Source organism: Streptomyces sp. L2, from assembly GCF_004124325.1.
GTDB lineage: Bacteria > Actinomycetota > Actinomycetes > Streptomycetales > Streptomycetaceae > Streptomyces.
In genome coordinates, this window is the sequence record NZ_QBDT01000001.1 from 3,653,438 (window position 1) to 3,665,364 (window position 11,927).

Sequence of the window (11,927 nt, forward strand, 5' to 3'; positions counted from 1 at the left end):
GGAAGGGGAACCCGGCGGTCGGCTCGGTGGGGCGGAAGGGGAGCTTGGCGGTCGGCTCGGTGGGGCGGAAGGGGAGCTTGGCGGTCGGCGGCCGGGCGGGGTCAGCAGTGTTGGAGTACCGCTGCCAGTTCCTCGTCGACCAGGCGGTAGCGGACCACGCGGCCCTCCTTTTCGCCTGTTACCGCGCCGGCGGCGCGGAGGAGGCGGAGGGCCTGGGAGACGGCGGGGTCGTTCATGCCCGTGGCGATGGCGAGGTCGGAGACGGCGAGCGGGCCCGTGCGGTGCAGGGCGAGCAGGAGGGCCAGCCGGTTGGGGTCGGCGAGCAGGGAGAAGCGGTCGGCCCAGGTGCGAACGTGACCCGCGTCGCCGATGGCGGCGATCGCCTCGCACACCCGGTGACCGTCGATGGTGCGACGGTCCGCTCGGTCGGCAGGCACGAGATGCATGCCGACATCTTCGCAGGCCGCGATGTGATCTTGAATACCTGCCCAGGTATGCAGCTATGCAGGCACCGGTCCGCACCTCTACCGTAGGCACGCCGTGGTGTTCGGGAAGTCGGTGACGGCCCCTCAGGGGTCCATGCCGACGCGGCCCTCGCCACTGTGATCGGGGAGTTCTCGTCCCGTCCGGCACCCGCCGGGCCACTGGTCGTACGACCGGGAAGGCAGGGACGGCGAACGCGCGACCCGTCAGCCAGGAGACCGGCCACGGCAGCTCACGAAGTGATCCACGAGGTGCTGGAGCGTGAACCGGATGACCCTGCCCGACCCTGCCCGCGGTACGGCCGTGAAGCCCAGTTCGACCGGACCGGACGCCCCCGGGCCGAACACCTTCAAGTGGCGGCGGGAGGACACCTACCGCACGGCGGGGCTGCTGGCCGTCATCGCCGCCCTGCACGTCGTCGCGTTCGGCGTGCTGTTCCTGCTGGTCGCCCCGCAGCACTACCAGGTCGGCCACGAGGTCTTCGGCATCGGCCTCGGCGTCACCGCCTACACCCTCGGCATGCGGCACGCCTTCGACGCCGATCACATCGCCGCGATCGACAACACCACCCGCAAGCTGATGGCCGACGGCAAGCGGCCGGTGTCGGTCGGCTTCTGGTTCGCGCTCGGCCACTCCAGCGTGGTCGTGCTGCTCGCCCTGCTGATCGCGGGCGGCACCTCGCTGGCCGGCAAGGTGACCGACGAGCACTCCACCACCCACCAGGTGCTCGGGTTCCTCGGTACGACGATCTCCGGCGGGTTCCTCTATCTCATCGCCGCGCTCAACCTGATCGCCCTGGTCGGCATCCTGCGCGTGTTCCGGGCGATGCGGGCGGGGACGTACGACGAGAAGGAACTCGAACAGCACCTGGACTCACGGGGGTTCATGAACCGGCTGCTGGGCCGGCTCACCAAGTCCGTGTCCCGGCCCGGCCAGATGTACCCGCTGGGCTTCCTGTTCGGCCTCGGCTTCGACACGGCCACCGAGGTCACGCTCATGGTGATGGCGGGCTCGGGCGCGGCGGCGGGACTGCCGTGGTACGCGGTGCTGTGCCTGCCGCTCCTCTTCGCGGCCGGCATGAGCCTGTTCGACACGCTGGACGGCACGTTCATGAACTTCGCCTACCAGTGGGCGTTCTCCAACCCCGTCCGCAAGGTGTTCTACAACCTCACCATCACCGGCCTGTCCATCGCGGTCGCCTTCTTCATCGGCACGATCGAACTGGTCGGCGTCCTGCACGACAAGTTCGCCCTCAGCGACACCGTCACCACCTGGATCGCGGGCCTGAACCTGGACAGCGTCGGCTACATCATCGTCGGCCTGTTCGTGGTCGTCTGGGCCCTCGCCCTCTCCTACTGGCGCCTCGCCCGCGTGGAGGACCGCTGGACCCTGGAGGCACCTGCGGCGTCCGAGTAGTGCAACCCCGGACGACCTGCGGAAACGTGACAGCACACTCGTTCGAGTGAAGTGTTCCGGATTACGCGGCGGGCTCTCCCGCTTACGCTGGGAGAGTCGCGCTGAGCGAAGGAGGTCTGTCATGGCGACGGCGGAGCCGATCATCATGCCCGGATACCAGGGCGAGGCCATCTACGGCCCGTACGACGACCCTGACGGCGACAGCGACGCGGACGGCGACGAGCCCGAGACCCCGGGCGCGAGCGTGGAGCAGGCCTTCGAGCTCTTCAGTGCGGTGGCCCCGAGGGGCTGGCGCGTGGAGCAGATCGAAGGGGAGATCTACGTGACGCCACCGGCCAACGGGGAGCACGAGGAAATCGTGTCCGAACTAAGTGGACAGGTCCGGGATCACGACAAGGGCGTCGGCCGCTACACCGGCGTCGGGCTCAACATCCCCGGCGCCTCGAAGACCGGCCATGTGATCCCCGATCTGGTCATCGCTCCCAAGGGCAGCTTCCACGACCAGGAGGAGTGGCACGAGCCGGCCGGGGTCGTTCTCGTCGCGGAGGTGACGTCCGACGGTACCGCCGAGCGGGACCGCGAGAAGAAGATCGTCGGGTACGCGCGGGCCGGCATCCCCCTCTACCTGCTGATCGACCGCGAGAAGGCGGAGGTGACCGTCCACTCCGAGCCGTCCGGGGACGCGTACACCAAGAGCCCCTCGTACAAGCTGGGCCTTGCCGTTCCGCTCCCCGCGCCCCTCGGGTTCGAGCTGGACACGGCCGAGTTCTGAACCGGGGCGGACGAGCGGTCCCCGGGGCCCTGAACCGTGGCCGGCGGCGATTCCGCCGCGTGGGCCGGGATCGCGTTGCCCGCGGTGATCAGGGCGGCGATGGTGAGGACGGCGGCGGCGACGCTTCGGGCGGTGGGGGTCGTGCTCAGGGCGCGGAGCCGCGAGTGGGGGGGCGCGCTTGTGTGTTCGGGCACGGGGACCTCGCAACAACAGCGGTGGGGGGTCGGTCGGGCAGGGTCGGAGTGCCGTTCAAACTAGGGACGGACGACTCGATCGGCAAGAGGCGCAAGGGAGTTCAGACCTGGACCCGGCCCTGCTTGCGTACGTCGGCCAGGCGCAGCGCGCCCAGTTGCACGGCCGCCTGAGTGGCGTCGTTCGGTACGTCGCCCAGACCGCCGTTGGTGAGGGCGAAGGCGTCCGTGCCGACCCGGACGGCGGCCACGTCCATCGTCAGGAGCAGCTGGTCCCCGTCGCGGGTGAGGGCGGCGAGAGTGATGTGCAGGCCCTGGCGTACGTCCCCGACGTCGGGCAGCGGGGCGTCGGTGACCTGGATGTCCTCCAGGGTGCCGGTCTCCGTGGTGGCCGTGAACCGGGCGCACTGCGACGGCATGCCGCCGAGCCAGGCCAGCGCCCCGTCGACGTCCGCCGGCCGGCGTGCACCGATCTGGAAGCGGATCTGGGCGCCGGTGTCGGTGTCGTCGAGGCCGACGGCGACGCGCGGCGGACCGCCGAGGAGTTCGTCGTCGTAGAGGGCGTCGAGCAGGCGCTGGCAGTCCCCGGCCGAGGTGCTCGCCTTCAGCAGACCGTCCCGCCAGGTGGCCGCCCCGCGCGTGGCGGTCCAGGGCGGGCCCAGGTCGGTCTCCGTGATGAGCGCCTCGCGGGCCTGCGTGTCGCTGAGCGTGGAGCCGTCGGCCCGGTTCGGCGCCTTCGCGGTGGGCGTCGGCCGGTCGATCGTGGGGGTCGGCGTCGGCGCGGTCGCCGGGTGTTCGAGGCCGAGGGTGGCGCAGCCGGAGAGAGTGACCAGACCGACGGCCAGGAAAAGGGCACGGCGGGATATCGCGGCAGGGGTCATCGGGGTGCCTCCTGGTCGGGGTTCGGGCCGGTGGGGGGGGGAGAGGCCGCCTTCCCCCACGGCACCATCGCGGGGCCGACTCCACCAGCGCTCCGGTCCGTACGAGTGAGCAATCGCGTAGGGGGGGCGCGGCGGCTTGTCACGGTCGTCGTACGCAGCGCGCGACCGGGGTCCTGAGACGACTGGGGCCGTGAGACCGCGCGGCCCTTCGGTGTGGGCTCTAGGGTCGGTCCCGACGGAAGGAGTCCGCTGTGACCGACCGGCCCGGCATCCCCGTGATCATCGACTGCGACACCGGGGTCGACGATGCCCTGGCCCTGCTGTTCGCCGTACGCCACCCGGGGCTGGACCTGCGCGCGGTGACCTGTGTCGCCGGGAACACGGACGTCGACGGGGTGGTCCGCAACACGCTGACCGTGCTGGAGCGGGCCGGCGCGCCGGACATCCCGGTGGCCCGGGGTGCCGAGCGGCCGCTGATCGAGCCCGCCCGCTCGGCCCGGCACGTGCACGGCCACGACGGCATGGGCGACCTGGGCCTGCCCGCGCCGACCCGCGCCCCGGCCGCCGTGGACGCGGTCACGCTGCTGCACCGCGAGATCCTGGCCAGCCCTCGCCCGGTCACCCTGATCCCGACCGCGCCGCTCACCAACATCGCCCTGCTGCTGCGCACCCACCCGGAGGTGACCCGCAACATCGAGCGGATCGTCTTCATGGGCGGCGCCGTCGCGACGGGCAACGCGACGCCGGTCGCCGAGTTCAACGTGTGGCACGACCCGGAGGCGGCGGCGATCCTCCTCACCGCCGGGGTGCCGATCACCATGTACGGCCTGGACGTGTTCATGCGGGTCGTCGTCCCCGGCACGGACGTGCACCGCTTGCGCGCGAGCACCGACCCCGGCACCCGGCTGGCCGGCGACCTCCTCGCCCACCGGCCGACCTCCCAGGGCGGCCCCACGGAGGCCGAGGAGGCGGGCGGCCTCGGCGACGCGGGCGCGGTCTGCGCCGTGGCCGACCCGGCGGGCCTGACCACCCGCCGCCTCCCGGTCGAGGTGTCCCTCGCCCCCGGACCCACCCGGGGCCAGACCGTCGTGGACCGCCGCCCGCGCCCCGGCGAGGCCGAGATCCACGAGGGTGCCCGCATGCAGACCCTGGTGGACGTGGGCCTGGAGGTGGACGTGGACCGCTACGTCGGCCTGTACCTGGAGACGGTCGAGCGGCCCTGAGCCCGTCCGGCGGCCCGCGACGCCGTCGGCGTCACTGGGTCTGGAGCTGCCGCAGGTGCTGCTGGACGTTCTCCAGGGCGCCCTCGCGCCGGCCCGGGACCCGCAGGCGCAACTGGGCCAGCACGGGCCCGAGTTCACGGGCGCGGGCGGGGTCCTCGATGCGGCCCCACTGGTGGTGGGCGCGGTCCACGGCCGCCTCCACGGCGGGCGCGTCCACCGGCTGCCCGGCGCCCAGCCGCGTCCCGGCGACGGTCAGCCAGGCCCGGCAGCTGCCCGCCGCGTCCCCCGCGAACATCGCGAGGTCGGCGCGCACTTCGGCCCAGTGCAGGGCGTCCTCGGAGGCGGGACCGTGCGCGCGTGCGGCGGTCTGCTCCCAGCGCCCGGCCAGCGCGTCGGCCTCGGCGTACCGGCCGGCCCGGACCGCCGCGCTGATGGCCGCGTGCGGGTCACCACTGTGCGCGGCCCGCGCGCCGAGCAGGATGTTCGTCGCCGCCTCGTCCCCGAGCCGGGCCACGGCCTGCTGGTGCAACTGCTCCGAGGGCGGCCGGTGCCCGCTGCGCAGCAGCGTCGCCACGGCCTTCATGTACGACGGCTCCGCCAGCCCGCGCCGGCCGGAGGGCGGGGCGATCCGGCCGTAGACGGCGTTGTCGCGGCCCGAGTCGAGCGGGTGGCCCGCCAGGTACTGCCAGGTCTCGGCGTCCGTGTGCAGGTCGACGAAGAGGGCCGTGGCCCCGGCCGGCCGCAGCCGCAGCTCCTCACGGACCCAGTGCCAGGGCAGCGCGGTGTAGCGGACGGTCGCCGGGGTGGTGCGGGCCAGCGCCAGATGCGGCAGGCGCTGGCGGCGGTCCAGTTGCAGCTGCCCGGTGACGTACAGCGTGAGCGGTCCGGGAGCGGCGGCCGCCGCGCGCAGCCGGGTGAGAACGGCCTGCGGGTCGAGCGGATCGGCGAGTTCGACGACGTTGGCCGTGTCGGTACCGGCCAGCACCGAAGGGGCCACGGCCGCCAGCACGGGGAGCACACCGGCCGCGTCCACCACACACGACCGCCCCAACGGCGAAGCCGCCAGCAGCAGCACGGTTCCGGGCATGTTCCCCTCCCCCTGACGGTCTCTGCAACCAGCACCGTATCCGCTGCACCTGGAACTCAGGGCCACTGGCCGCGCCCCGAAGGGGCGCGGGACTCTGTCCATGTGCGACTCCGCCGCGTGGGCGCGCTCAGCCACGACGCACCGTCGGACGAGAGACAACCTATGACGGCGCCCGAGGCGCCCGCGCCCGCGCCCGCGCCCGCCGCACCGCGAACGCCGTCGTGTCGTCGGCCAGGTGCCCGCCGGTATGGCGGAGCACCCCCTCCCGCACCCGCCGTACCAGGCGCCGGGGTTCGGCCCGTCCGGGGTCCGCGGCGATCGCCCGCGCCAGCTCGGCCCGCAGGGGGTAGAACTCGCCGGAGGCGTCGCGCGCCTCCGTGATCCCGTCGCTGACCAGCAGCAGCGTCTCGTCTGCCGCGAGCGGCACCCGCCACAGGGGCGGCAGCCCGCCCACCAGGTCGCAGAGGCCGAGCGGGACGCCGTTTCCGGCGGGCAGGGGGCGTATGCCGTGCGGGCCGACGGCGAGGGGCGGCAGGTGACCGAAGTTGACGACCTCGACGACCCCGGATTCGGCCGCCGGGAAGCCGATGAGCACGGCGGTCGCGAAGCGGTCGCCGTCGGGGCGGCCGAGCGCGGCGGTGTACGCGCGGTGCCGGACCATCCGTGACTCCAGCCGCTCGGCGACGGCCGCGAGGTCCGTCTCGTGGTAGCCGGCCTCCCGGAACGTGCCGAGCAGCGTGGCCGCCGTCTCGACCGCGCCCAGCCCTTTGCCCTGCACGTCGCCGAGGAGCACCCGGACGCCGTGCGGGCCGGGCTGCATGTCGTAGAAGTCGCCGCCGACCCGCGCCTCGGCGTCGGCGGAGAGGTAGAGGGCCGCGTGCTCCAGGCCCGCCCAGAGCGGCGGCAGCGGGCGCAGCACGGTCCGGCGCGTGGTGTCGGCGATGTCCCGCATGTGCAGCATGCCGCGCTCGCGGCGCAGCCGGATCACGCAGGCCAGCGTGGCCAGCACCCCGCCGAGGCCGACGAGGAGGAAGTCGGGCAGTCCGGCCTCGTACTGGCCGGGCCAGGCGGTGTCCAGTGCCAGGTAGGTCGCGAGGGACAGCACCGCGATGGCGGCGGTGGTCCAGATACCGCACACGGCCGCGGCCGTACCGGGCACCAGGACGATCCAGGACACGAACCGGTACCGCTCACCGGTCGCAACGTCGAGCACGGTGACCGCGGCGAGCACCAGAAGCGGTGCGACCCAGGCCACGCTGCGCCCGCCGATCCTGAGCGGCCGGCGCCGCAGGGCCTCGTCCTCGGTCGCGCCGGCCAGGCCCTCCATGTCCCTCAGCGAAACACGGGCGCCGACGGCCCGCATCCGGGCAACCGCCGCACACGGGGTACCCGGGGTCCGACGTGGCCGATTTGCCAGGGTACGTCCCCCGGTGTGCCCTGGAAGACGGGGGTGAGGAGAGAGGAGTGCTCTCATGGCTCATGCGGCACCCGCACCCGGTGACATGCCCCGGCGCGGCGGTACCCCCGAGGTGACGGCCGGGCACGGTCCGGGCGGCCATGCGCCCGTCGACGTCTTCGAGCCCCGCACCCATGCGATCGGCCGGATCGCCTGGCCGGTGGGGCTGGGCCTGATCTACGGCTACTGGGTCGCGTCCAACGACCGCGACGGCGGCCCCATCACGGGCTCGAACCTGCTGCTGGGATTCCTCAGCGCGCTGGTGTTCGCGCTGGTGTACATGGCCGTCCTGGCCATCGCCCCGCATGTGAGGCGGGAGGTGCACGCCCTGCTGTGGACGGCGTTCGTCGGCACCGCGTTCGGGTTCATGTACACGCAGGCCGGCGGCACGTATCTGCGGGGCATCGGCTATGCGCTGCTGATCTCGGTGGTGACGTACGGCGCGTTCTTCTACCGCTTCTACACGCGCGAGGACCAGGCCGGCCACCGCGTCCGCTGAGCCGCGCGTGGGCCACGGCCTCCTACCGAGGCCGTGGCCCACACACTCGAACTCTTCGTCAGCTCCCCGAACTCTTCGTCAGCTCCACGAACCGGACACCGAGACGGAGATGTCGAGGTGGAAGGAGCCGGAGTCCGAGCCGGAACCCGTGCTGCTCCAGGTCCAGCCGGAGCCGTCGCCGTCCGGGGTCCAGCCGCCGTTGGTCCAGCCCGAGCCGTCCTTCCAGACCGGGCACGGGTCGGCGCAGTCGGGCACCTGGTGACGGCCGGTACCGACGAAGGCGGCGCTCGCCCAGCCCTGCGAGCCGGGCAACCAGTACCAGGTGGCGGTGCCGTTGACGCTCTGTCCGGTCACCGCGCACTGCACCCGCGCCCGGCTGCCCGGCGCGAGCCGGTCGACCACGGTGGAGTGGGTGGTGGGCGCCGCCCGCACGTTGAGGGCGGTCGCGGAGGTCACGGTGCCCCAGACCGGGCGCTGGACACCGCTGTTGCCGGACGCGTACGACGAGGCCGGCGTGTACGACGATGTCATGGCGGGTGTCGTCGCCGGCGCGGCCGAGGCCGGGGACGCCGCCGCCACCGCGCCGACGGTGCCGCCGGTGAGCAGGGCCGCGGCCAGGGTTCGCAGGGTCACACTGGTGCGCATACGTTCGCCTCCTTCTCCCCAGCACCAGGAAACACCCGTTCGGGTGAACGCTCCACCGGAGAGCGGATTCTGCAGTTCCGCCGGCTTTCCGCCAGCGGGGACGGCCGTACGGCGTGACGTGTCGCCCGAATGGCGTCGCACCGCTCGCGCCCCCGGCCCACCGGCCGTTGCCTGGATACGTGCCCCCACGACTCAGGACCGCCCTGTCGGCCGTACTGATCGCCCTGGCCTGTCTGCTCGTGCCCTTCGGCGCGTTGGCGGCCTGGGCGTCGTACGGGCTCGCCGACACGGGCCGTTACGTCACCACGATGGCACCGCTCGCCGCCGACCCGGCCGTGCGGGAAGCCGTCGCGGAGACGGTCGGCGACGGCATCCTGCGCCAGGTGGACACCGGCGACGCGATGCCGGGCACCGTACGCCCGTTCGTCCAGGACGCCGTGCGCTCCTTCACCCAGACCCGCGCGTTCCGCGTGGCCTGGAACACCGGCAACCGGGTCACGCACGACGCCGTCCTGCGCGCCCTGCGCGGGCGGAGCGGACCCGCCGGGCCGGTCACCGTCGACCTGGCGCCCGTCACGGCCCGGGTCAAACAGCAACTCACCGAGGACCATGTGCCGCTCGCCGCCCGCATCCCCGTGGAGCACACCGCTGTCGCGGTGCTCCCGGCGGGCGAACTGGCCCGGTTCCGGAAGGGATTCCACGTGCTGGAAGTCGCCGGCTTCTGGCTTCCCGTGGCGGCCGTCGCCTTCGCCGCCACCGGGATCGCCGTCGCCGTCCACCGCCGCCGCGCCATCGCGGCGACCGCGCTCGGCACCGCCCTCGGCGGTGCCCTGCTCGGCCTGGCCCTGACCCTGGGCCGCAGCCTGACCCTCGCCGACCTGCCCGCCGACGTCCCCCACCCGGCCGTCGGCGCCGTCTACGACGCCCTCACCGCCACCCTGCGCACGGCGTCCTGGCTCCTCCTCGCGCTCGGCCTCACCGTGGCCGCGGTCGCCTGGGTCAGCCGGTACCTGCGCCGGGGCGGGACCGGGCGAGCCCTGCCAGAGTCCGCAGCGCCCGCGCCAGCTCCGGCTCAGGCGCCGACGCGAGTCCGAGCCTGACCGCGTTCGGGGTCCGGCTCGGGTCGACGCAGAACGCGCTGCCCGGGGTGACGGCGACGCCGTGCGCCCGCGCGGCGGCCGTGAACGTGTCCGCCCGCCACGGCGCGGGCAGTTCCCACCAGGCGAAGTAGGCGGCCGGGTCGGACCGCACGGCGAAGCCGGCCAGCTCCCTGGCCACCAGCCGCTGGCGCCGCCCCGCGTCCCGCCGCTTCGCGGCCACCAGCCGCGCCACGGTCCCGTCCCCGATCCACCGCACGGCCGCCTCCAGCGCGAAGGATCCCGGACTCGACCCGCCCGACCGCACGGCGGCCGCCACCGCCCCGGCCCGCTCCGGCGGTACGACGGCGAACCCGACCGTCAGACCGGGCGCGACCCGCTTGGACAGCCCGTCGACGACGTGAGTGAGCCCGGGCGCGAGCGCGGCGAGCGGGGGCTCGGGGCCGGTGTGCAGGAACGACCAGATGCGGTCCTCGACGACGGGCAGCCCCAAGTCCGTGACCGCGTCGGCGAGTTCCCGGCGCCGCCGCGCGCCCATCGTCAGCGAGGTCGGGTTGTGCAGGGTCGGCTGGAGGTAGAGGGCACCGAGGCGGGCGCCCGCGAGCGACTCCGGCAGCACGCCGTGCTCGTCCGTCGCGAGCGGCACCAGGGTGAGGGCCAGCCGCCCGGCGATCTCCTTGACCAGCGGATACGTCAGCGGCTCCACTCCGACCCGGCCGCCCGGCCGGACCAGGGAGGCGAGGGTCGCGGCGATGGCCTGGCGGGCGTTGCCGGTGAACAGGATCCCGGCCGGGTCGGGCCGCCGGCCCCCGGTGGCGAGCAGGTCGGCGACAGCCGACCGGGCGGCCCCGGTGCCGGTGACGGCGGCCGGGCGCAGGGCCTCGGCCAGCACGTCGGGCCGCAGGAGGGGGGCGAGGGCGGGGGCCAGCAGCTCGGACTGGCCGGGCGCGGAGGGGTAGTTCAGCTCCAGGTTGACGACGGGAGCGGTGGCCGGGATGTTCCGGGCATCGGGAGCGTCCGGGGCGTCCGGGATCGTGGTGCCGGCCTCGGTGAGGGCGCGCCCGGCCGCCGCTCCCGCCGGTGTGGCGCGGACGAAGGTCCCCCGCCCCACCTCGCCCACCACCAGCCCGCGGCGCACGAGTTCGCCGTACACCCGGCCTGCCGTGGACGGTGCGAGGCCGTGCCGGCGGGCGAACGCGCGCTGCGGCGGCAGCCGTTGCCCCGGACTGAGCCGCCCGCCCACGATGTCGGCGGCGATCCGGTCGGCGATCCGCCGGTAGTCGCGATGGTCCCGCACTGTGCCCGCCCCCTTGCCCCGATCCGCACATTGCACCGAGGGCAAAGATTTTATTGCACCGAGGAGTTGGCGCGACCTAGGCTCCCCACATGCCCCCCTTCCTCGCATACGACGACAAAGGCGGCGAAAGTTCCCGCCTCCTCCCCCTCGTCCTGGTCCACGGCCACCCCTTCGACCGCTCGATGTGGGAGCCGCAGGTGGCCGCCTTCTCGTCCGAGCGCCGGGTGATCGCTCCCGACCTGCGCGGCTACGGCGCCTCCCCCGTCACCCCGGGCACCACCCCGCTCCCGCTCCACGCCGAGGACATCGGGGCGCTGCTGGACGACCTGGGCGTGGACGCCTTCGTGCTCGGTGGGCTGTCGATGGGCGGCCAGATCGTCATGGAGTGCTACCGGCGGTTCCCGGACCGGATCCGGGGCCTGGTCCTCGCGGACACCTTCCCCGACCCGGAGACACCCGAGGGCAGGCGGTCCCGGGCCGCCATGGCGGAGCGGCTGCTGCGCGAGGGCATGCGCGGCTACGCCGACGAGGTGCTGGAGAAGATGGTCGCCCCGTACGCCGACGCCGAGGTCAAGTCCCATGTGCACCGCATGATGACGGCCACGGACCCCGAGGGCGCGGCGGCGGCCCTGCGCGGGCGCGCCGAGCGCCCCGACTACCGGGAGCTGCTCACCACGGTGTCCGTCCCCGCCCTGGTGGTGGTCGGCTCCGACGACACCTACACCCCGGTCTCGGACGCCGAGACGATGCACGCCGCCCTGCCCGACTCCACCCTTCAGGTCGTCGAGGGCGCGGCACACATGCCGAACCTGGAGCGGCCGGCGGAGTTCAACGCGGCGTTGGCCGGTTTCCTGGCGCGAGTCGACGGGCGCTCGTAGGC

Annotated in this window: 12 protein-coding genes and 1 riboswitch; of the genes, 6 read left to right on the plus strand and 6 right to left on the minus strand. The window is 73.8% G+C overall.

Going from position 1 to position 11,927, the window contains the following annotated elements:
* Positions 1-101 precede the first annotated feature (101 nt).
* Complete coding sequence (locus tag DBP14_RS15940) at positions 102-446, minus strand: metalloregulator ArsR/SmtB family transcription factor (RefSeq protein WP_129307860.1); 345 nt, start codon at positions 444-446, stop codon at positions 102-104.
* A gap of 78 nt (positions 447-524) precedes the next feature.
* A riboswitch (cobalamin riboswitch) is annotated at positions 525-725 on the plus strand.
* A gap of 28 nt (positions 726-753) precedes the next feature.
* On the opposite strand from DBP14_RS15940, the gene DBP14_RS15945 reads away from it, so the two are divergent.
* Together DBP14_RS15945 and DBP14_RS15950 are read left to right on the plus strand one after the other, a co-directional pair.
* Positions 754-1,899, plus strand: a complete 1,146-nt coding sequence (locus tag DBP14_RS15945) for a HoxN/HupN/NixA family nickel/cobalt transporter (protein WP_129311899.1) — start codon at positions 754-756, stop codon at positions 1,897-1,899.
* Between the two features lie 121 nt (positions 1,900-2,020).
* A complete protein-coding gene (locus DBP14_RS15950; RefSeq protein WP_129307861.1) occupies positions 2,021-2,671 on the plus strand; it encodes a Uma2 family endonuclease in 651 nt (216 codons plus the stop codon).
* Between the two features lie 295 nt (positions 2,672-2,966).
* On the opposite strand, the gene DBP14_RS15955 is transcribed toward DBP14_RS15950, so the two are convergent.
* Entirely contained in the window at positions 2,967-3,743 is a 777-nt protein-coding gene (locus DBP14_RS15955; protein ID WP_129307862.1) for a hypothetical protein, read from the minus strand.
* A gap of 251 nt (positions 3,744-3,994) precedes the next feature.
* Between DBP14_RS15955 and DBP14_RS15960 the strand changes: the two genes are divergently transcribed.
* Positions 3,995-4,966, plus strand: a complete 972-nt coding sequence (locus DBP14_RS15960; protein ID WP_129307863.1) for a nucleoside hydrolase — start codon at positions 3,995-3,997, stop codon at positions 4,964-4,966.
* A gap of 31 nt (positions 4,967-4,997) precedes the next feature.
* Here DBP14_RS15960 and DBP14_RS15965 read toward each other — a convergent pair whose 3' ends face one another.
* Both DBP14_RS15965 and DBP14_RS15970 read right to left on the minus strand, forming a co-directional pair.
* A complete protein-coding gene (locus DBP14_RS15965) occupies positions 4,998-6,053 on the minus strand; it encodes a hypothetical protein (RefSeq protein WP_129307864.1) in 1,056 nt (351 codons plus the stop codon).
* A 160-nt stretch (positions 6,054-6,213) separates the two neighbouring features.
* Positions 6,214-7,380, minus strand: a complete 1,167-nt coding sequence (locus tag DBP14_RS15970; RefSeq protein ID WP_129307865.1) for a PP2C family protein-serine/threonine phosphatase — start codon at positions 7,378-7,380, stop codon at positions 6,214-6,216.
* Between the two features lie 145 nt (positions 7,381-7,525).
* Between DBP14_RS15970 and DBP14_RS15975 the strand changes: the two genes are divergently transcribed.
* Complete coding sequence (locus DBP14_RS15975; protein ID WP_241740938.1) at positions 7,526-8,008, plus strand: hypothetical protein; 483 nt, start codon at positions 7,526-7,528, stop codon at positions 8,006-8,008.
* Positions 8,009-8,086: 78 nt separating this feature from the next.
* Here DBP14_RS15975 and DBP14_RS15980 read toward each other — a convergent pair whose 3' ends face one another.
* Complete coding sequence (locus DBP14_RS15980) at positions 8,087-8,653, minus strand: SH3 domain-containing protein (protein WP_129307866.1); 567 nt, start codon at positions 8,651-8,653, stop codon at positions 8,087-8,089.
* Positions 8,654-8,832: 179 nt separating this feature from the next.
* Between DBP14_RS15980 and DBP14_RS15985 the strand changes: the two genes are divergently transcribed.
* A complete protein-coding gene (locus tag DBP14_RS15985; protein ID WP_129307867.1) occupies positions 8,833-9,753 on the plus strand; it encodes a hypothetical protein in 921 nt (306 codons plus the stop codon).
* On the opposite strand, the gene DBP14_RS15990 is transcribed toward DBP14_RS15985, so the two are convergent.
* Entirely contained in the window at positions 9,653-11,047 is a 1,395-nt protein-coding gene (locus DBP14_RS15990) for a PLP-dependent aminotransferase family protein (RefSeq protein WP_241740939.1), read from the minus strand. The two genes, DBP14_RS15985 and DBP14_RS15990, sit on opposite strands and share 101 nt — an antisense overlap.
* 89 nt (positions 11,048-11,136) lie before the next feature.
* Between DBP14_RS15990 and DBP14_RS15995 the strand changes: the two genes are divergently transcribed.
* A complete protein-coding gene (locus tag DBP14_RS15995; protein ID WP_129307869.1) occupies positions 11,137-11,925 on the plus strand; it encodes an alpha/beta hydrolase in 789 nt (262 codons plus the stop codon).
* The last annotated feature ends 2 nt before the right edge of the window (positions 11,926-11,927 follow it).

Coding starts and splice junctions, on each gene's coding strand:
- DBP14_RS15980 (WP_129307866.1), bottom strand. CDS start 8,653: ATGCGCACCAGTGTGACCCTGCGAACCCTGGCCGCGGCCCTGCTCACC.
- DBP14_RS15975 (WP_241740938.1), top strand. CDS start 7,526: ATGGCTCATGCGGCACCCGCACCCGGTGACATGCCCCGGCGCGGCGGT.
- DBP14_RS15955 (WP_129307862.1), bottom strand. CDS start 3,743: ATGACCCCTGCCGCGATATCCCGCCGTGCCCTTTTCCTGGCCGTCGGT.
- DBP14_RS15965 (WP_129307864.1), bottom strand. CDS start 6,053: ATGCCCGGAACCGTGCTGCTGCTGGCGGCTTCGCCGTTGGGGCGGTCG.
- DBP14_RS15970 (WP_129307865.1), bottom strand. CDS start 7,380: ATGGAGGGCCTGGCCGGCGCGACCGAGGACGAGGCCCTGCGGCGCCGG.
- DBP14_RS15945 (WP_129311899.1), top strand. CDS start 754: ATGACCCTGCCCGACCCTGCCCGCGGTACGGCCGTGAAGCCCAGTTCG.
- DBP14_RS15950 (WP_129307861.1), top strand. CDS start 2,021: ATGGCGACGGCGGAGCCGATCATCATGCCCGGATACCAGGGCGAGGCC.
- DBP14_RS15940 (WP_129307860.1), bottom strand. CDS start 446: ATGCATCTCGTGCCTGCCGACCGAGCGGACCGTCGCACCATCGACGGT.
- DBP14_RS15995 (WP_129307869.1), top strand. CDS start 11,137: ATGCCCCCCTTCCTCGCATACGACGACAAAGGCGGCGAAAGTTCCCGC.